Here is an 18,668-nt window from a genome sequence, read left to right on the forward strand (position 1 = left end):
CGGCTCCGCCGACGGACGAGAACTCCACGCCCCATCCGATCACCACCCTCGACCCCCGGGAGCCCGTGATGCTCTTCAACCCGCGTACGTACGACCCCGCGCAGTTCGACGAGCCGACCCGCCGACTGCTGCGCGCGACCGTGGACTGGTTCGAGTCCCGCGGCAAGAAGGCGCTGATCGACACCTACATCGACCGCAGCTGGTACGCCGACTTCCTCGAATTCGCGGCGAAGGAGGGCCTGTTCGCGGAGTTCCTGACGCCCTCCTCGGCCGACCCGGAGAAGCGCTGGGACACCGCCCGGATCGCCGAGCTGAACGAGATCCTCGGCTTCTACGGGCTGGGCTACTGGTACACCTGGCAGGTCACCGTGCTCGGCCTGGGGCCGGTCTGGCAGAGCGGGAACGAGGCCGTCCGGGCCCGCGCCGCCCAGCTCCTGGCGGAGGGTCACGTGATGGCGTTCGGGCTCTCCGAGCGCAGCCACGGCGCCGACATCTACTCCACCGACATGATCCTCACCCCGGACGGCGCGGGCGGCTTCACCGCCACCGGGTCCAAGTACTACATCGGCAACGGCAACGTCGCCGGCCTGGTCTCGGTCTTCGGCCGCCGCTCGGACGTCGACGGCCCGGAGGGCTACGTCTTCTTCGCCGCCGACAGCCGCCACGAGGCGTACCACCTGGTCAAGAACGTCGTGAACGCCCAGATGTACGTCAGCGAGTTCCGGCTGGAGGACTACCCGGTGCGCGCCGAGGACGTGCTGCACACCGGCAAGGCCGCCTTCGACGCCGCGCTGAACACCGTCAACGTCGGCAAGTTCAACCTCTGCACGGCCTCGGTCGGCATCTGCGAGCACGCGATGTACGAGGCCGTCACGCACGCCCAGAACCGGGTGCTGTACGGGAAGAAGGTCACCGACTTCCCGCACGTGCGACGCGAGCTGACCGACGCGTACGCCCGACTGGTGGCGATGAAGCTGTTCTCCGACCGTGCGGTGGACTACTTCCGCACCGCCTCGCCCGAGGACCGCCGCTACCTGCTCTTCAACCCGATGACCAAGATGAAGGTCACCACCGAGGGCGAGAAGGTCATCGACCTGATGTGGGACGTCATCGCGGCCAAGGGCTTCGAGGCGGACACCTACTTCGACAAGGCCGCGAAGGACATCCGCGGTCTGCCGAAGCTGGAGGGCACCGTCCACGTCAACCTGGCGCTGATCCTCAAGTTCATGGGCAACTACCTCTTCAACCCGGCCGACTACGCGCCGGTGCCCACCCGACTGGACGCGGCCGACGACGAGTTCCTGTTCCGCCAGGGCCCGGCCCGCGGCCTCGGCGCGATCCGCTTCCACGACTGGCGCAAGGCCTACGACGCCTTCGCGCACCTGCCGAACGTGGCCCGCTTCCGCGAGCAGGCCGACGGGTTCTGCGACCTGCTGCTGACCGACGCGCCGAGCGAGGCGCAGCAGGCCGACCTGGACTTCCTGCTGGAGATCGGCCAGCTCTTCGCGCTGATCGTCTACGGCCAGCTGGTGCTGGAGCAGGCCGAGCTGACCGGGCTGGACGCGGACCTGCTGGACCAGGTCTTCGACGCGCTGGTGCGGGACTTCTCGAAGCACGCCACCGAGCTGCACGGGAAGGCCTCGACCACCGAGGCGCAGGCGGCGTGGACGCTGGCCAACGTCCGCCGCCCGGTCGCGGACGGCGAGCGGGCCGCCAAGGTGTGGTCCATGGTCGAGGCGCTGTCCGGCGCGTACGAGATGCAGCCGTAACCTGCGCTGGACGGGGGTGCCGGCCGCGGCCGGCACCCCCTTTCGCGCGCCTTCGTCCTCACACGCCTACGTCCTCGCGCGCCTTCGTCAGAAGGTGAGCTTCCAGCTGTCGACGTAGCCGGTGTCCTGGCGCGCGATGTCCTGCACCTTGAGCTTCCAGGTGCCGTTGGCCGGCACCGCGGAGGCGTCGACGGTGTAGGTGGCCTGGACGTTGGCCGCGGAGTCGTTGCCGCTGGAGTTCTTCAGCCGGAACGTCGTGCCGTTCGGCGCGACCAGGTCGACCACCAGGTCACCGCGGTAGGTGTGCTTGATGTCCACCGCGACCTGGAGGGCGGCGGGCGCGTTGCCGGTCCGGCCGGTGACCGCGAGGTCGGAGGTCACCGCGGCGCCGTAGTCCGGGATCTGGACGTCGGTGGTGGTCTCGAAGACGGTGCCGGTGGGCGGCGTGGTGGTACCGGCCGAGAGCGTCCAGACGGCGTACGCGATGGCGTCGGTCATCCGGTCCAGCGCGGTGTCGTTGATGTTGGCGCTGGTGTCGCAGGAGGAGTGGTAGCAGCGGTCGAAGGCCTGGCCGGCCGTCCCGCCCCACTTGGCCGCCTGGGCGGCGGTCTTGGTGTAGTCGGCGCCGCTGAACAGGCCGCCGACCCGGATGCCCGCGTCCTGGAACGGGGCGTGGTCGGAGCGGCCGTCGCCCTCGAAGTCCTGCTCGGTGCTGATCCCGATGCCCGCGAAGTAGTCGCGGAACAGCGCGTCCAGCGCGGAGTCGTAGCGGTAGGTGAAGTAGCCCGGGTTCGGCGAGCCGATCATGTCGAAGTTCAGATACGTGTCGATCTTCGAACGCTCGGCGGCGGGAAGGCTGTTGACGTAGTTCTTGGAGCCGACCATGCCGTACTCCTCGGCGCCCCACCAGCCGAACCGCAGGTGCTTGGTGGGCTGGAGGCCGGCCCGCGAGACGGCCAGCGCGGTCTCCAGGATGCCGGCCGAGCCGGAGCCGTTGTCGTTGATGCCCGGACCGCCGGTGACGGAGTCCAGGTGGGCGCCGGCCATCACGACGTGCGAGGTGTCGCCGCCCGGCCAGTCGGCGATGAGGTTGTAGCCGGTCGAGCCGTTGTAGGTGAAGGTCTTCAGCGCGGTGGTGAAGCCCGCCGCGTCCAACTTGCCCTTCACGTAGTCGATCGACGCCTTGTAGCCGGTACGGCCGTGGGCACGGTTGCCGCCGTTGGCGGTGGCTATCGACTGCAGCTGGGCCAGGTGCGCCTTGACGTTGGCGACCGGGATGTCGGGGGCGGCGGCGACGGCCCGGGGGGCCTCGGGTGCCACCGGGGCGGCGGGGGCCGCGACGGCGGCGGGGGCGAACAGGGCGGCGGCGAGTGTGACGACCGCCCCGGTCGACAGGGCGGATCGGCGCAGGCGGGATCGCCGCGAGGCGCGCTCGGTCAATGGAGGCTCCAGATTCTGATGGGGCAGAACGGAAGCGCACAGCCTCGCGGAGGGCCATCGGGTCGTAGGGGCGGCCGGGTTGGGGTCCGGCCGGGAACAGGGCTACCGGCCGGGACAGCCCGGTCGGGGAGCGGTGACAGCGGGGGCACAGCCGCGAAGTTGACGCGACCATGATGATTGGGCCAACCCCGGCTTCCGTCAAGGGGCCCGCCGCGGGCGGTCGGCTCCGTCCGTGGTCGGGGCCGTCGTTTCGGACACGACCGGCATCCGGGGCAGCACCGCCCGGACGAGGGCGCCGCCGGGGTGGTTCACGGCCGTGAAGGCGCCGCCCAACTCCTCGGCGCGCTCGGCCATCGAGCGCAGCCCGAGCCCGGATCCGGCCCGGTGGGCACCGCGGCGGCCGGCGCCGTCCTGCTCGGCGGCGGCGGGTTCGCCGCCGTCCGCGGGGGCTGCCGGGAAGCCCCCGCCGTCGTCCCGGGCCTCGACCACCACCTCGTGCGGGCGGACCCGCAGCGTCAACCGGGCCTCGGTGGCGCCCGCGTGGCGCAGCACGTTGTTCAGCGCCTCGCCGCCGATCCGCAGCACCGCCACCTCGACGGCGGCCGGCAGCACCGGCGGCGGGTCCGGGTCGAGCTCCAGGCTGAGCCGGACCCGCTCCCCGTCCAGTCCGGCGACCAGTCGCCGCAGCGCCTCCGCCAGGCCCTGGCCGGCCAGCGCGGCTGGCGCCAACCCCTCGGTGATCCGGCGCAGTTCGACGATCGCCTGGCCGATCCCGGCCGACACCGCGCGCAGCGAGCGGGCGGCCGGGGAGTCCTCGGGGACGGCGGCCCGCGCGGTGTCGATGCCGAGCCGCAGTCCGGACAGGGTCGGCCCGAGCCCGTCGTGCAGGTCGTGCCGCAGCCGGCGCCGCTCCTCCTCCCGGGCCAGCACGATCTGCCGCCGGCCGGACTGGACCTCCTCGTACATCCGCAGCGAGGCGATGGCGGGCGCGGCCTGGTCGGCGAGGAACCGCAGCACCTCGTGGTCCTGGGCGTCCAGCACGGGCTGCCCGGCGCGCGGCGGCGCGCAGAGGTCGCCGATCACCATGCCCTCGTAACTGAGCGGGAACACCTGGCTGTCGGGACCGACGGTGCCCACCGAGGCGAGTTCGTGCGGACCGCTGCTGGTGTGCAGGACCACCCGGGCCCCGGGCAGGCCGAGGGCGCCGACCACGGTCTCGCAGAGCAGCGGCGGCGCGTCGGCGGGGCTGACGGCCCGGCTGAGCCGCTCGGCGAGCGCGCGCACCACCTGGTACGGGCGGGCCCGCTCGCCGTAGTAGAAGCGGTCGACGGCGCGGACCACCCAGCGGGTGGTCGGGCCGATCAACCCCCCGATGGCGAGCGCCCCGGCCGCGAGGAGCTGGGCGCCGGCGGTACTGGCCTGCGGCAGCGCGCGGCGCAGCAGCAGCGCGATGCCGAGGTAGCCGGAGATCAGCACGGCGGTCAGGGCGAGGACGCTGAGCATCCGCCGGGTCGCCCGGTCCAGGTAGCGCGAACGGTCCCGGGTGAAGCCGTACCCGACCGCGCCGAGCATCCACAGCGCCGAGCCGGTGAAGTAGGCGACCGCCGCGATGCTCTCGGAGTTCCCCAGCCTGAGCGCGATGTTGGTGGTGACCAGCCAGATCAGGTAGGGGACGAGCACCGCCGCGACCGCCCGGTGCGGCCGGTCCGAGCGGCGCCAGCGCACCGCGGCCACCGTCAGGCTGACCGCGACGAGCGCCCAGGAGACCGGCGTGACCCGCCATTCGTCCAGCGGCAGCCCCTCGCCCTGCGGCACCAGGACGTCGCCGAAGTAGGGCAGCGGCGCCCCGAGCCGGACCACGCAGGCGTGGCAGGCGCTCCAGAGCGCCACCACGACCACGAAGGCCCGGCCCGCGGGGCCGCCGGGCAGCCGCCCCTCCGGGAGCCAGAGCGGCAGAGCGATGGCCAGGAAGACGAACAGGGTGACGGAGGCGAGCAGCAGGGCCGCCCCGACGGCCTCCGCCACCGGGCCAGCCCCGGCCGCCCTGGCCGCGAACAGGACGAAGCGGGAGAGGCAGCCGCCGAAACCGGCGGCCAGCAGGACCGCTCCGAGGCCGAGTCCGGGGGGAGCGGCGGCGGCCGGGGCGGCCCGGCCGGGGTCGGTGGGGCCAGGGTCGGTGGGGCCGGGACCGCCGACGGCGCCCGGCGGGGAGGCGTCCGGTCCTGCCCGGTGAGCCAGGACGAGCACCCCGGAGAGCGCGAAGCCGAAGCCGAGCAGCACCGTCTGGCCGTCGTGGAGCAGGAACGCGTCGGTCCACGGGGCGTCCTGGTGGACGAGGGCCAGCAGCACCCAGCCGAGGCCGGAGAGCAGCGTCGCGGCGCAGACCCAGTACGCCCGGGTCGGACCGGCCTGCCGGGCGCCGGTGGCCGGAACCGGTTCGCTCATGTGGGCCTCCTCCCCCGCATCCTCGGCTTCCTGGCGTCCCGGGCGCGCGGGGCGGCGGTCCGCTCCGTGCCCCGCCCCCGCGCCCGCCCCGGTGCCGGCCGCCTCAGCCGTCGCCGAGTCCCATGTCGCGTGCCCGGGCCACCGCCTCGGCCCGGGTGGCGACGTGCAGCTTCTCGAAGATGTGCGTCACGTGGTTGCGGACCGTCTTCTCCGCCACCACCAGCTCCCGGGCGATCCGCCGGTTGTCCAGCCCGCGCGCCACCAGGTCGAGCACCTCCGCCTCGCGCGCGGTGAGCGCGGGGAACAACTGCCCGGCCTCGCGCAGCCGGGCGCCCGCCAGCAGCGCCGTGATCCGCCCGGCCACGTCCGCGCCGAACACCGCCCCGCCCGCGGCGACCGTCCGCACCGCGTGCAGCACCTCCTCCCGGCCGGCGCCCTTGACCAGGTAGCCGCGCGCGCCCGCCTGGAGCGCGGCGAGCAGGCTGCCGTCGTCGTCCGACATGGTCAGCATCAGCACCGGCGGGGACGGCTGCCGCTCGGCGAGCCGGCGCGCGGCCTCCAGCCCGGAGCCGTCCGGCAGCGAGAGGTCCATCACGACCACGTCCGGGCGGCTGCGGGCGACGGCGGCCGCGACCTCGCCGACCCGCTCCGCCTCGGCCACCACGGCGATCCCCTCGGCGCTCTCCAGCGCCGCCCTGAGGCCCTCCCGGAACAGCGGGTGGTCGTCGACGATCAGGACCCGGACGGAGGAGTCCTCCCGCTCCTCGCCCGAAGGCCCGGGGGCCTCCGGGACCTGCCCGCCGCCCGGGCCGGACGGCGCTCCCGGTGCGCCGGAGCCGTCGCCCGCGTCCGGCGGCGCGGCCCGGGGCCGATCGTCCGGCTGCGGGGCGGGCGGTTCGACGGGGTGCTGTTGGTCCACCTGGCCGACACTACCAGCGATACGGGAGTGACTTTCTGTGACATGCGCGGATCGCCGTGCGGCGACGGACCACCGTGCCGAGGACGAGACCGCTGCCCCATGCGCCCGGGACGGCGGGCGGTCGAGACTGAAATGGTGCCCGGTGCGCGGCTGCCGCCGGACCTCTCCCGAGCCCGTTGCGAGGCGGTGCCATGATCACGGTGATCCCGACCCGGCCGCGGACTGCCACCGGGCCCTCCGCCCGCCGGACGCCCGCCCAACGGCAGCTCGCCGCCGCAGCGGCCTGCACGGCCCTCTGCCTGGCCGTCGCCACCCTCTGGACCTGCTACGTGCTCGTCCACCTCGGTACGCCCGGGGTCGACCGCCCCCGGGACCAACTCGCCATCCTGCTCTACGCACTGCCCACCGCCGGTGCCGGGATGCTGCTGCACGCCCACCGCCCGGGCAGCCCGCTCGGCTGGGTGATGCTGGTCTACGCCCTGACCTCGATGCTGCCCAGCGCCGCCGGGGCACCCGTCTGGGTGGAACTCTCCGATCCGCGCCTCGCGGGGGCGATGGCGGTGCTGCGGTCGGTCTGCGACACGATCAGCCAGACCCTGTTCTACGTCCTGCCGCTCTGGCTCCCGTACGGACGGCTCACCGACCGCCGGTGGTGGCTCTACATCGGTGCCGTCGCGCTCTGGGAGATCCCGGACGGCCTGTCGTTCCTGGGCCACGCGACCTCGTACGGCCGGCCGAACCCGCTCGCCGACGGCGCGCCCGCCCGGTTCTTCGGCTCGATCGCCGACCACCTGGACAGCCTCTACGAACCGGCGAACTTCCTGTTCGTCGGCTTCGCCGCCGCCGTCCTGCTGGTCCGGCTGCTCCGCCCCTCCCCCCGTCCGGAGCGCGGCCGCGACGGCGCGCCCCGGCCGCAGCACCCGGCCCACCGGGCGCACGTGGCGGGCATGCTGGGCGCCTACCTGCTCTGGGCCGGACTGGAGGACTACTACAACCGCAGCTTCCAGAACGACTACTGGCTCAGCTACGGGCTGTTCACCGCCGCCGGCGCGGTCTGGGCGGTCGCCGTCGCCCACCTGGTGATCCGCGACGGCGGCTGGCGGCTCGACCGGGCGGCCCGGTCGGTACTGACCGGACTGCTCCTGGCCACCGGGCTGACCACGCTGTTCGTGGTGGTGGCCGCCGTGCTCTCCGGCTGGCTGGTCCCGGGCCGGGGTGCGGCCGGGCTGACGCTGATCGCCCTGGTGTTCGGGCTCGGCGCCGCCCTGCCCCGGGCCGCCCGGTGGGCGGTCGGGGTGATCGACCGGCTCTACTACGGCGACCGCGCCCAGCCCTACCAGGTCCTGCGCACCCTGGCCGGACGGGTCCGGCAGGTGGTGGACCCCGAGCGGCTGCCGGCCGTCCTGTGCGGCACCGTCGCGGAGGAGCTGCGGCTGCCCGGGGTCGCGCTGAGCGTCACCACCCGGGCCGGCCGCCGCCCGCTGGCCGCCGTGGGCCGGACGGACGGACCGGACCAGGCCTTCGCCCTGGTCCACCACGGCACGACGATCGGGGAGTTGACGGTCGGGCTGCGCGAGGGCGAGGAGCGGCTGGAGGCCGGCGACATCGACATCCTGCGCTCGCTCGCCGACCAGGTCTCGCCCGCCGTCGCCTCGCTGCGGTTGCAGGAGGACCTCCAGGCGAGCCGGGCGCAGATCGTCGCGGCGCGGGAGGAGGAGCGGCGCTGGCTGCGCCGGGACATCCACGACGGGCTCGGCCCCGTGCTGGCCGGGCTCCGGCTGCGGGTGGACAACGTCGCCTCGGCGGCGGCCGGGGTCGCCGCGGCCACCAGCGTCTCCGGGGCCGCCGGGGAGGAGGCTCGGGCCGGGGACGCCGGCGGGGAGATGGCACGGACGCTGACCGGGATCTCGGGCGACCTCGCGCTGGCGATCAAGGAGGTCCGGCGGATCACCGACCGCCTCGGGCCCGCCCCGCTGGGCGAGTTCGGGCTGGCCCGGGCCGTCCAGCACCTCGCGCTCACCTTCAGCGGCGCCGGACTCGCCGTCGACGCCACCGTGACCCCCGACCCCCTGCCGCCCCTGCCGGCCGCCGTCGAGGTGGCCGTCTACCGGATCACCGCCGAGGCGCTGAACAACGTCCTGCGGCACGCCCGCGCCGAACGCGCCGAGGTGGTGGTCCGGGTGGACGACGAGACGCTGACGCTGACCGTGCAGGACGACGGGGTCGGCTACCGGCGGGAGGCGGACGGCGACGCCGTGCCCGAGCCCGCGGGCGGCGAGGGGAGCGGGGTCGGAGTCCGGTCGATGGCCGACCGGGCCGCCGAGATCGGCGGCAGCTGCACGGTCGCACCGCTGCCCCGGGAACACGGGACCCGGGTGCGGGCCGTGCTCCCCCGCTTCCCGTCCAAGGGCGGCGCGGGCACGGCATGAGGAACGGCCGCCGCCCCCGGTGCGGGCTGCACCGGGGGCGGCGACGGGTTCAGGGGGACGGGGACGGACAGCGCCTCAGCCCTTGCAGTCCTTCTCCCCGGGCTTGCACCTGTTCGTGGTCCCACCGCGCTTGGGCGCCGGGCCGGGGGTGGTTGCCGCGCCGTCGACGACGTTCCGACACACGACGGCTGCCGCGGCCAGGCCGACGAGTACGGACGCGACGCAGAACGTCTTCGTTGCCGTGTTCGTTGCCATGGGAAATGCTCCAGATCCTTCGACTTCCGACCGGTTCGGGCCGGTCGGCCGTTCTTCCTCCACCCTGCGCGGGCCGCCGCCCCGGGCGCATGGGCCCGCCGTCCCGTTCCGGTCCCACTCCGGGACTTCGGACGGGACTTCGGACGGGACGGCGGACAGGGCGGCGAACGGGGCGGCGGCCCGCGCAGGACCGGACGCCGTACGGCCCCGCGCACATGGGGCGGCCCCGGCGCGGGTCGGGGCACGCCGGGGTGCACCTGCGGGCGTGGGGCCGGGACAGCCCTCCGGCCCGGGCGCTCCGGAGCGGAGCACCCGGGCCGGGAGGGCCGGCGGGCTCGGGGCGGGTCAGGGGCGGGTACGCCACTCGGTGCGCCGCCGGGCCGGGGCCGGGCGGGCAGTGGCGCGGGGGGCCGCGGCCAGGGTGAGGCAGAGCAGTTCGGCACCCAGCGGTCCGGCCTCCAGTTGGAGCGGGGTGCCCCGACGGGCCAGCAGGAGGTCGCCGTCGACCGCCAGGTGGTTCGGTTCGCCGGGCGTCTGCCCCACGAGGAGGGAGCCGCGCAGCACATGGAGGGCGACCTCGGTCCCGGCCTGCCCCGGCAGCGTGTGGCGGGCGCCGGGGCTCAGCCGCAGGTGGTCGAAGGACTCGCAGGCACTGGCGAGCATGGAGCGGCGGGCCAGGCAGCGGAGGCGAATCCGTTCGCCGTTCGGACCCAGGATGACGGCGGCGGAGCCTGCGGCGGTGGTGACGATCACCGTGACTCGCCTCCCTTCGGATGTTCGGGGTGCTCGGGATGTTCGGGGTGCTCGGGATGTTCGGGGTGCTCGGGATGTTCGGGGTACTCGGGATGTTCGGGGTGCTCGGGATGCTTGGAGTGCTCGGGGTGTTGTGGCTGCCCGGGGTGCTCCGGATCGGCGGACCGCCGGGGGCGCGGGGGCCGGTCCGGACGGGCTGTTCCCGGGCCGTCACCTGCGGGGCGGGCCCCGGCGTGGCCGTCGGCGCGCCGCCGTCCCCCGGACGGCCCGGGGGCCTCGGACCCGGTCGGACGGCCGGCGACGGCCAGGACGGCCTGGAAGAACTCCAGCCCCGCCGTGCCGGCGGTGAGCACCGTCCGCCCGCCCAGCGGCAGGGTCAGCGCGGTGCCCTCGACCAGCGGGAACCCGGCGTCGGGCGCCTCCTCGGCGTCGTCGTCCGGGCCGGTGGCCGTCCCCGAACCGGCGGTGACGTAGAGGGCGTGCTCGACGCCCTCGGCGATGACCTCGGTCGTGCGGCCCGGGTCGAGCCACCGCAGTCCGACCGCGCGCAGCGGCCCGGTCAGCACGCGGCTGGGGTCGACGGCGCCGCGTCGGCGGAGGTCGGTGATGACGGTGCCCGTCATGGCGGTGACTCCTTCTGGTCGGCGGCGGCCCGGTCCGGTCCGCCCTGCCGTTCCACGGTGTGCCGCCCGTCGTCCCGGTCGCACGGTGACCGTGTCCCGTCCTGCTCCCGCCCGCTGCCCGGGCCCCGCCCGGTCCGGAGGTGCCGCGCACCGGGACCCCGCGCTCAGCCGGTCACCGGCAGGAGCTCCGCGACCCGACCCGACGGCACCCCGACCGGACCCAGCCCCTCCACCGCCGCCCGCACCGGCGCGGCTCCCACCGGCGTGAGCAGCCGGCCGGCCACGCAGGACGGCCGCCCGAGACCGGCGAGCAGCAGCAGACCGGGTCCGGGAGCGAGGGCCGCGCCGAGCGCGTCGGCGAGGGCCGCCACGTCCGTACCGCCGGGCAGGCCGGTCACCGAGCCGTTGCGGGCGACCAGTTCGCGGTGGGCCCAGGCTCCGGCCGCGTCCAGCAGGCCGAGCCGGACCGCGAGGCGGGCGGCGAGCAGGAGTCCCAGGGCCTCGGCCTCGCCGGGCGCGAAGGGGCGGCCGGCCAGGCGGCGAACCAGTGTGCCGAGGCGCCGCCCGTAGCCCAGGGCGAGGGCCGGGCCGGTCTCGAACGGGTCGAAGCAGACCAGGGCGGCCCGGGCGTCCGCGCAGACGGCGAGGAAGCCGGCGACGGTGCGCTCGGAATAGCGCGCCTCGGGGTCGAGGGCCTTGGCGAGCGCCTCGTACTGCGCCGGGCAGACGGCGAGCACGTGCCGGATCACGCCGATCATGCCCGTCCTGGTCTCGGCGGCGGGTCGGTCGGCCAGCACATCGCCGCGGACCCAGACCAGCGCGGGCGCCGTCCGGTCGGGCAGCTCACGGGCCTCGGGGGGCGGGCACCGCAGCGCGAGCGCGGGCCCGACGGCCGCCGCCAGGGTGGTCGGCAGCCGCAGGTCGGCCGCGACGGCGCAGGCCCGCTCACCGCCGAGGGCGATCACGACGGTGCGGCCACCGGTGCCCTCGTCCGGGGCAGGCCGGTCCGGCAGCGGCGCGGACCGCAGGTCGATGACGGTGCACGGCGCCTGCGCGGCGGCCATGGCGCGGACCCTGGCGAGGTGGTCGGCGGGTGCCGCGCCGTCGGTCACGAGCAGGAACCGATCGACCCCGAACGCGGCCGTCCGCTCGGCGAGTTCGGCCCAGGAACCGTCGCCCCGGCGCACCGCCAGCGGGATGCCGGCCGGTCCGGCCTGGATCCGACGGTCGAATACGGTGGTGCCGCCCATCGCGATCCACCTCCCGCTCCTGCGACTGCTCCGGCCTCCCGGGTTCTCCGATCTCGACGATGGCCCGCCCGACGCCCCGGGCGCCTGAGCCGCCCTGCCCGTCCCGGCCCGGTCGGCACACGGGACAGGCCGGGGCGGCACCGGGACGGGCCGGGGCAGGACCGGGACAGGCCGGGCGCGGGCAGGACCGCGAAGGGGCGGGACCGGGAAGGGCAGGTCAGGGAAGGGCAGGTCAGGGCGCGCGGGCGCTATGACCGCTCCCAGCTCGCGGCCCGCAGGTAGGGGAGCGGGTCGTGCACCGGATCCCTGCCGAACGTCCCGTACTTCGTGCCGGTCCCCCCGGGGATGCCGGCCGCCGGGGCGACGGCGTGCGGCGCGAGGCACCCACCGGCCGCCGGCGGCGGGAACGGCCAGCCCCCGGCGCCGCCCGCCGACGTACGGTGGAACCGGAGGCCGCGTCATGCACCGCACCCGGACCCACTTCACCGACCGCACCGACGCGGGCCGCCGGCTGGCCGAACTGCTCGGCCACCTGCGCGGCCCCGGCACCGTCGTCGTCGCCCTCCCGCGCGGCGGGGTCCCGGTGGCCGCCGAGGTCGCGGCCGCGCTCGGCGCCCCGCTGGACATCTGCGTGATCCGCAAGCTCGGGGTGCCCCGCCAGCCCGAGCTGGGCATGGGCGCGATCGGCGAGGACGGCGTCCGGGTGCTCAACGACGAGGTGATCCGGCTGGTCGGCGTCACGCCCGGGCAGCTCTCCGACGTCGAGCTGCGCGAGCGCGCGGAGCTGGAGCGGCGGGCCCGCCGCTACCGGGGCGGGCGCCCGCCCGAGGAGCTGCGCGGCCGCACCGTGGTCGTGGTGGACGACGGCATCGCCACCGGCTCCACGGCCCGGGCCGCCTGCGTGATCGTCCGGGCCCGGGGGGCGGCCCGGGTGGTGCTGGCCGTTCCGGTGGCGCCCGAGGACTGGACGGACCGGCTGGCCGGGATCGCGGACGAACTGGTCTGCGTCGGCACGCCGTCGCCGTTCTTCGCGATCGGCGAGTTCTACGGCGATTTCTCGCAGACCGGTGACGATGAGGTGCTGCGCCACCTCGCCGAGGCGCGGGCCGCGCCCGCCCAGGACGGAGCCGGGGCGGCTGGCAGCGGAGCGCCCGGCAGCGGGGTGGACCGTGAGCTGGTCCTGCCGGTCGCGGGTGTCCGGCTGGCCGGCCGGCTGACCGTCCCGGTGGACGCGGCCGGCGTGGTGGTGTTCGCCCACGGCAGCGGGAGCGGCCGGCACAGCCCGCGCAACCGCCGGGTGGCCGCCGCCCTGAACCGGGCCGGCCTGGCCACCCTGCTGTTCGACCTGCTCACCGAGGACGAGGAGCCGGACCGGCGGAAGGTGTTCGACGTCGAGCTGCTCGGGGCCCGGCTGACCGCCGTGGCCGAGCTCCTGCCGGAGCTGCCGGAGGGCCGGGAGCGGGCTCTCCCGCTCGGGCTGTTCGGGGCCAGCACCGGCGCGGCCGCCGCGCTCACGACGGCCGCCGCGCTGGGCGAGGGGGTGCGCGCCGTGGTGTCCCGGGGCGGGCGTCCCGACCTCACCGGTCCCGGCCGACTGGCCGAGGTCACCGCGCCGACCCTGCTGGTGGTGGGCGGCCTGGACGGCCGGGTGATCGACCTGAACCGGCAGGCGCGGGCGCGGCTGCGCTGCGAGAGTGAACTGGCGGTGGTGCCGCACGCGGGCCACCTCTTCGAGGAGCCGGGCACGCTCGACCGGGTCGCCGGGCTGGCCCGCGACTGGTTCCTGCGGTACCTGCCGGCCGGCCCGCCGACCACCCCCTGAGCGACCCCACCGACCCGACCCGACCCCCCCCCCCGGCACCGCCCCGACCCACCCGACCGGCCCCGATCGACCGCCGTACAGACCTCTCGCGAACCACCCCGGACGACCAGGCATTTTGTGCAGCCGGACCGGCCATTTCCTGACCAGCTTGTACACATTGAACAGTGAAATCCCGACCTGTTGCCCAACCACCCCGACAGGAGCAAGCTCTCCGCTCAGCCGCACCACCCACCCAGCGGTGCGGCCGCCTCAAGCGGATGCCTCAATGCCGAGGCCTCAATGTGGAGGAACGACCGATGACCCCGCAGTCCCACGCCCTTGAGCTGACCCCCGAGGAACGCGAGGCCGGTCTCGACGCCGAGCAGCTCCGCCGCCTCGTCGGCCTCGTCGAGCACGACCCCGCCACGGACCCGTTCCCTGTCACCGCGCAGGACGCCATCGTGTTCGTGGTGGGCAACGCCACCCAGACGGCCCACTTCTACCAGTCCGTCTTCGGCATGGAGCTGGTCGCCTACTCCGGCCCGGAGACCGGCCGCCGCGACCGCAAGGCCTTCGTGCTGCGCTCCGGCTCCTGCCGCTTCGTGATCAAGGGCGGTGTCGCCCCGGACAGCCCGCTGCTGGACCACCACCGCCGGCACGGCGACGGCGTCGTCGACCTGGCCCTGGAGGTGCCGGACGTCGACAAGTGCATCGCGCACGCCCGCGCCCAGGGCGCCACCGTGCTGGAGGAGCCGAACGACGTCTCCGACGAGAACGGCACCGTGCGCCGCGCCGCCATCGCCACCTACGGCGAGACCCGGCACACCCTGATCGACCGCTCCCGCTACCACGGCCCCTACCTGCCGGGCTTCGTGGCCGCCGAGACCAGGGTGGCCCGCACCGCCGGCCACCCGAAGCGGCTCTTCCAGGCCCTGGACCACGCGGTGGGCAACGTCGAGCTCGGCCGGATGGACGAGTGGGTCGGCTTCTACAACCGCGTCATGGGCTTCGTGAACATGGCCGAGTTCGTCGGCGACGACATCGCCACCGAGTACTCCGCGCTGATGTCCAAGGTCGTCGCCAGCGGCAACCACCGGGTGAAGTTCCCGCTCAACGAGCCGGCCATCGCCAAGAAGAAGTCGCAGATCGACGAGTACCTGGAGTTCTACGGCGGCCCCGGCTGCCAGCACCTGGCGCTCGCCACCAACGACATCCTCTCCACCGTCGACATCCTGCGCGCCAACGGCGTGGAGTTCCTCTCCACCCCCGACTCGTACTACGACGACCCGGAGCTGCGCGCCCGGATCGGGAAGGTCCGGGTCGAGGTCGAGGAGCTGAAGAAGCGCGGCATCCTGGTCGACCGCGACGAGGACGGCTACCTGCTGCAGATCTTCACCAAGCCGCAGGGCGACCGCCCGACCGTGTTCTTCGAGTTCATCGAGCGGCATGGCTCGCTCGGCTTCGGGAAGGGCAACTTCAAGGCGCTCTTCGAATCCCTGGAGCGCGAGCAGGACCGCCGCGGCAACCTCTGATCAGCACCCCCGATCGGAGCGAGAACGGCGAACGGGCCAGTCGGCGAACGGGCCAGGAGGAGCAGGACGATGGCGTACTACCGGCAGCTGGGCAGCATCCCGCCCAAGCGGCACACCCAGCACCGCACCCCCGAAGGCGGGCTGTACTACGAGGAGTTGATGGGCGAGGAGGGGTTCTCCTCGGACTCCTCGCTGCTCTACCACCGGGGCATCCCCTCGGCCGTCGTGGACGCCGTGCCGTGGGAGCTGCCGGACCAGTCGACGGTGCCCAACCACCCCCTGCTCCCCCGGCACCTCAAGCTGCACGAGCTGTTCGCGGGCCAGGAGTGGAAGTCCGCCGACGTGGTGGGCGGCCGCCGGCTCGTCCTCGGCAACGGCGACGTGCGGATCTCGTACGTCGCCGCCGGGGCCCCGAGCGAGCTGTACCGCAACGCGCTCGGCGACGAGTGCGTGTACGTGGAGTCCGGCAGCGGCACGGTCGAGACGGTCTTCGGCACGCTGGAGGTCGGCCAGGGCGACTACGTGGTCATCCCCCGGGCGACCACGCACCGCTGGGTGCCGGCCGGCGACGAGCCGCTGCGCGCCTACTGCATCGAGGCGAACAGCCACATCTCCCCGGTGAAGCGCTACCTCTCCAAGTACGGCCAGCTGCTGGAGCACGCGCCGTACTGCGAGCGGGACCTGCGCGGTCCGGCCGGCCCGCTGCTCGTCGAGGGCACGGACGTCGACGTGCTGGTCAAGCACCGCGGCCCGAACGGCGTCGCGGGCACCCGGTACACCGTGCCGCACCACCCGTTCGACGTGGTCGGCTGGGACGGCTGCCTGTACCCGTACGTCCTCAACGTGCGGGACTACGAGCCGATCACCGGCCGGATCCACCAGCCGCCGCCCGCGCACCAGGTGTTCGAGGGCAACGGCTTCGTGATCTGCAACTTCGTGCCCCGCAAGGTGGACTACCACCCGCTCTCGATCCCCGTCCCCTACTACCACTCCAACGTGGACAGCGACGAGGTGATGTTCTACTGCGGCGGCGACTACGCGGCCCGCAAGGGCTCGGGCATCGCCCAGGGCTCGATCTCGCTGCACCCCGGCGGCCACACCCACGGCCCGCAGCCGGGGGCGTACGAGCGCAGCATCGGCGCGGAGTTCTTCGACGAGCTCGCGGTGATGGTGGACACCTTCCGGCCACTGGAGCTGGGCGAGGGCGGCCGGGCCTCCGAGGACGGCAACTACGCGTGGACCTGGGCCGGTCGGGGGCCCGCGCGATGAGCGCGATCCCCGAGCTGTTCCGGGACCTCTTCGACGACGCGGCCGTGTTCCCGCCCGGGAACCTGCCGCTCGCCGACGCGGTGCCGGCCCACCGGGCGCACCGCAGCGCCTGGTACGCCGCCGCGGTCGGCCCGCTGCTCTGCGGGGCGGGCCGGCTCGGCGAGCTGGCGGCCGCCGCGGACCCGGCCCGGCACACCGGGCCGCTGCGGGTCGGGCTCGTACTGCCGGGGGGCAGTGCGGAGCTCGGCCCGGCCCTGGAGGCCGCCGCGCCGTTCGAGGTGGCCGGCGTCGAGCTGGCCACCCGGGACGCCGGCGAGGCGGTCGCCGCGCTGGACCTGCTGCTGCCGCCGGACGTCCCGGCCGCCGTGGAGCTGCCGCGCGAACTGCTGCGCGGCGACGCGCTGGGCGACGCCCTGGACGTCCTGGTCGACAGCCCGTACCGGGCGAAGTTCCGCACCGGCGGGGTGGTGGCCGGCGCCTTCCCCGACGAGGAGGAGCTGGCCCGCTTCCTCACCGGCTGCGCGCAGCGCGGCCTGCCGTACAAGTGCACCGCCGGGCTGCACCACGCCGTCCGGCACACCGATCCGGTCACCGGCTTCGAGCACCACGGCTTCCTGAACGTCCTGCTGGCCGCACAGGAGACCGTCCGGTCGGCCGCCGCCGAGGTGCTGGCCGAGCGCTCCGGCGCCGTGCTGGCCAAGGCGGTCGGCGAACTGACCGACCGTCAGGTTACGGTGATCAGGAACTCGTTCACCGCGTTCGGCACCTGCAGCGTCGCCGAACCCCTGGACGACCTGGCCGGGCTCGGCCTGCTGTCGCCCAGTCCCATGCCCCAGGAGGACCGTTGAGCACCCCCCGCAGCTGGCTCGCCAGCGCCCAGGACTCGCCGTTCGGCGTGCACAACCTGCCGTACGGCGTCTTCACCGCCGCCGACCGGCCGGGCCGGCGGCGGATCGGCGTACGCGTCGGGGAGTTCGTCCTCGACGCCGGGGCCGCCGCCCGCGCGGCCGGGGAGCCGTCCGTCCTGCTGGACGCCGAGAGCCTCAATCCGCTGCTGGGCGCGGGGCGTCCGGTCTGGACCGAGGTGCGCGCGGCGCTGACCCGCTGGCTCACCGACGAGTCCCACCGGGCGGCGCTCTCGCCGCTGCTGCTGCCCCTGGCCGAGGTGGAGCTGCACCTGCCGTTCGAGGTCGCCGACTACGTCGACTTCTACGCCTCCGAGCACCACGCCACCAATCTGGGCCGGATCTTCCGCCCCGGCTCGGAGCCGCTCACCCCCAACTGGAAGCACCTGCCGATCGGTTACCACGGCCGGGCCGGCACGGTGGTGGTCTCGGGGACGGAGGTGGTCCGCCCGCACGGGCAGCGCAAGGCCCCGGCCGACCCGGCGCCGTCCTTCGGACCGACCCGCCGGCTGGACATCGAGGCGGAGGTCGGCTTCGTGGTCGGCACGCCGTCCGCGCTCGGCACGCCCGTCCCGCTGGACGCCTTCCGCGAGCACGTGTTCGGCGTCTGCCTGGTCAACGACTGGTCCGCGCGCGACATCCAGGCCTGGGAGTACGTGCCGCTCGGCCCGTTCCTCGGCAAGTCCTTCGGCACCTCGGTCTCGCCGTGGATCGTGCCGCTGGACGCCCTGGAGCACGCCCGGGTCGCCCCGCCCGCCCGGGACGTCGAGCCGCTGCCCTACCTGGACGACCGCGGCGGCGAGCCGTGGGGCCTGGACCTCGCGATGGAGGTCCGGCTGAACGGGCACCCGGTCTCCCACCCGCCGTTCGCCTCGATGTACTGGACCGCCGCGCAGCAGCTCGCCCATCTGACGGCCAACGGCGCCTCGCTGCGCACCGGGGACTTCTTCGCCTCGGGCACCGTCAGCGGCCCCGAGCCGCGGACCCGGGGCGCCCTGATCGAGCTGACCTGGAACGGCGAGGAGCCGCTGAAGCTCCCGGACGGCACCGTCCGGACCTTCCTGGAGGACGGCGACGAGGTCGTCATCACCGCCACCGCCCCGGGCCGCGACGGCGCCGTGGTCGGCTTCGGCGAGGTGACCGGCCGGATCGTGCCGTAGCCCCACCGCGGCCGGCACCACGGCCGCCGGAGCGCCCAGGAGGCGGCGCCGGACACCCGGCGCCGCCTCCGGCGCGCAGCGGCGCGTCCCCGGCCGCCGGGGCGGCCACCCGCCGGGG

13 protein-coding genes are annotated in these 18,668 nt (G+C 74.9%); 7 read left to right on the top strand and 6 right to left on the bottom strand.

Translation table 11 applies throughout. The annotated features are described in order from the left end of the window. Positions 1-68 precede the first annotated feature (68 nt). Positions 69-1,769 (top strand): acyl-CoA dehydrogenase family protein, encoded by a 1,701-nt coding sequence (locus ACIF6L_RS10930; protein ID WP_396487944.1) that lies wholly within the window; start codon positions 69-71, stop codon positions 1,767-1,769. Positions 1,770-1,856: 87 nt separating this feature from the next. Here ACIF6L_RS10930 and ACIF6L_RS10935 read toward each other — a convergent pair whose 3' ends face one another. The 3 genes from ACIF6L_RS10935 to ACIF6L_RS10945 form a co-directional block, all read right to left on the bottom strand. Continuing rightward, positions 1,857-3,164 (bottom strand): M28 family metallopeptidase, encoded by a 1,308-nt coding sequence (locus ACIF6L_RS10935; protein ID WP_396488188.1) that lies wholly within the window; start codon positions 3,162-3,164, stop codon positions 1,857-1,859. 243 nt (positions 3,165-3,407) lie between these two features. Beyond that, positions 3,408-5,654, bottom strand: a complete 2,247-nt coding sequence (locus ACIF6L_RS10940) for a sensor histidine kinase (protein ID WP_396487946.1) — start codon at positions 5,652-5,654, stop codon at positions 3,408-3,410. Between the two features lie 103 nt (positions 5,655-5,757). Beyond that, positions 5,758-6,390 carry a response regulator transcription factor gene (locus tag ACIF6L_RS10945; RefSeq protein ID WP_329492323.1) on the bottom strand — a complete coding sequence of 211 codons (633 nt, stop codon included), beginning with the start codon at positions 6,388-6,390 and terminating at the stop codon, positions 5,758-5,760. 374 nt (positions 6,391-6,764) lie between these two features. On the opposite strand from ACIF6L_RS10945, the gene ACIF6L_RS10950 reads away from it, so the two are divergent. Next, the gene (locus tag ACIF6L_RS10950) at positions 6,765-9,002 is read left to right on the top strand and encodes an ATP-binding protein (RefSeq protein ID WP_396487948.1); all 2,238 of its coding nucleotides are present in this window, start codon (positions 6,765-6,767) and stop codon (positions 9,000-9,002) included. A 600-nt stretch (positions 9,003-9,602) separates the two neighbouring features. Here ACIF6L_RS10950 and ACIF6L_RS10955 read toward each other — a convergent pair. From ACIF6L_RS10955 to ACIF6L_RS10965, 3 genes are all read right to left on the bottom strand, one after another. Further along, positions 9,603-10,010 carry a hypothetical protein gene (locus ACIF6L_RS10955; protein WP_396487950.1) on the bottom strand — a complete coding sequence of 136 codons (408 nt, stop codon included), beginning with the start codon at positions 10,008-10,010 and terminating at the stop codon, positions 9,603-9,605. After that, entirely contained in the window at positions 10,007-10,633 is a 627-nt protein-coding gene (locus ACIF6L_RS10960) for a hypothetical protein (protein ID WP_396487952.1), read from the bottom strand. Before ACIF6L_RS10960 ends, ACIF6L_RS10955 begins: the two co-directional genes overlap by 4 nt. Positions 10,634-10,797: 164 nt before the next feature. Further along, entirely contained in the window at positions 10,798-11,883 is a 1,086-nt protein-coding gene (locus tag ACIF6L_RS10965; RefSeq protein ID WP_396487954.1) for a hypothetical protein, read from the bottom strand. A 460-nt stretch (positions 11,884-12,343) separates the two neighbouring features. Here ACIF6L_RS10965 and ACIF6L_RS10970 point away from each other — a divergent pair, with 460 nt between their 5' ends. The 5 genes from ACIF6L_RS10970 (at position 12,344) to fahA (ending at position 18,550) form a co-directional block, all read left to right on the top strand. Continuing rightward, complete coding sequence (locus ACIF6L_RS10970; protein ID WP_396487956.1) at positions 12,344-13,705, top strand: phosphoribosyltransferase family protein; 1,362 nt, start codon at positions 12,344-12,346, stop codon at positions 13,703-13,705. Positions 13,706-14,001: 296 nt separating this feature from the next. After that, on the top strand, positions 14,002-15,216 hold the full coding sequence (gene hppD / locus ACIF6L_RS10975) for a 4-hydroxyphenylpyruvate dioxygenase (protein ID WP_329490446.1): 1,215 nt from the start codon (positions 14,002-14,004) through the stop codon (positions 15,214-15,216). A 69-nt stretch (positions 15,217-15,285) separates the two neighbouring features. After that, a complete protein-coding gene (locus ACIF6L_RS10980) occupies positions 15,286-16,485 on the top strand; it encodes a cupin domain-containing protein (RefSeq protein WP_329490445.1) in 1,200 nt (399 codons plus the stop codon). Beyond that, entirely contained in the window at positions 16,482-17,333 is an 852-nt protein-coding gene (locus ACIF6L_RS10985) for a hypothetical protein (RefSeq protein WP_396487959.1), read from the top strand. The genes ACIF6L_RS10980 and ACIF6L_RS10985 overlap by 4 nt, the downstream gene beginning before the upstream one ends. Beyond that, positions 17,330-18,550 carry a fumarylacetoacetase gene (gene fahA, locus ACIF6L_RS10990; RefSeq protein ID WP_396487961.1) on the top strand — a complete coding sequence of 407 codons (1,221 nt, stop codon included), beginning with the start codon at positions 17,330-17,332 and terminating at the stop codon, positions 18,548-18,550. The genes ACIF6L_RS10985 and fahA overlap by 4 nt, the downstream gene beginning before the upstream one ends. The last annotated feature ends 118 nt before the right edge of the window (positions 18,551-18,668 follow it).

This window comes from Kitasatospora sp. NPDC086009, from assembly GCF_044540385.1.
GTDB lineage: Bacteria > Actinomycetota > Actinomycetes > Streptomycetales > Streptomycetaceae > Kitasatospora.

Bases quoted from the DNA above. Each gene is read 5' to 3' on its own strand.
- ACIF6L_RS10930 (WP_396487944.1), top strand. From the start codon at position 69: ATGCTCTTCAACCCGCGTACGTACGACCCCGCGCAGTTCGACGAGCCG.
- ACIF6L_RS10940 (WP_396487946.1), bottom strand. From the start codon at position 5,654: ATGAGCGAACCGGTTCCGGCCACCGGCGCCCGGCAGGCCGGTCCGACC.
- ACIF6L_RS10950 (WP_396487948.1), top strand. From the start codon at position 6,765: ATGATCACGGTGATCCCGACCCGGCCGCGGACTGCCACCGGGCCCTCC.
- ACIF6L_RS10960 (WP_396487952.1), bottom strand. From the start codon at position 10,633: ATGACGGGCACCGTCATCACCGACCTCCGCCGACGCGGCGCCGTCGAC.
- ACIF6L_RS10965 (WP_396487954.1), bottom strand. From the start codon at position 11,883: ATGGGCGGCACCACCGTATTCGACCGTCGGATCCAGGCCGGACCGGCC.
- ACIF6L_RS10970 (WP_396487956.1), top strand. From the start codon at position 12,344: ATGCACCGCACCCGGACCCACTTCACCGACCGCACCGACGCGGGCCGC.
- hppD (WP_329490446.1), top strand. From the start codon at position 14,002: ATGACCCCGCAGTCCCACGCCCTTGAGCTGACCCCCGAGGAACGCGAG.
- ACIF6L_RS10980 (WP_329490445.1), top strand. From the start codon at position 15,286: ATGGCGTACTACCGGCAGCTGGGCAGCATCCCGCCCAAGCGGCACACC.
- ACIF6L_RS10985 (WP_396487959.1), top strand. From the start codon at position 16,482: ATGAGCGCGATCCCCGAGCTGTTCCGGGACCTCTTCGACGACGCGGCC.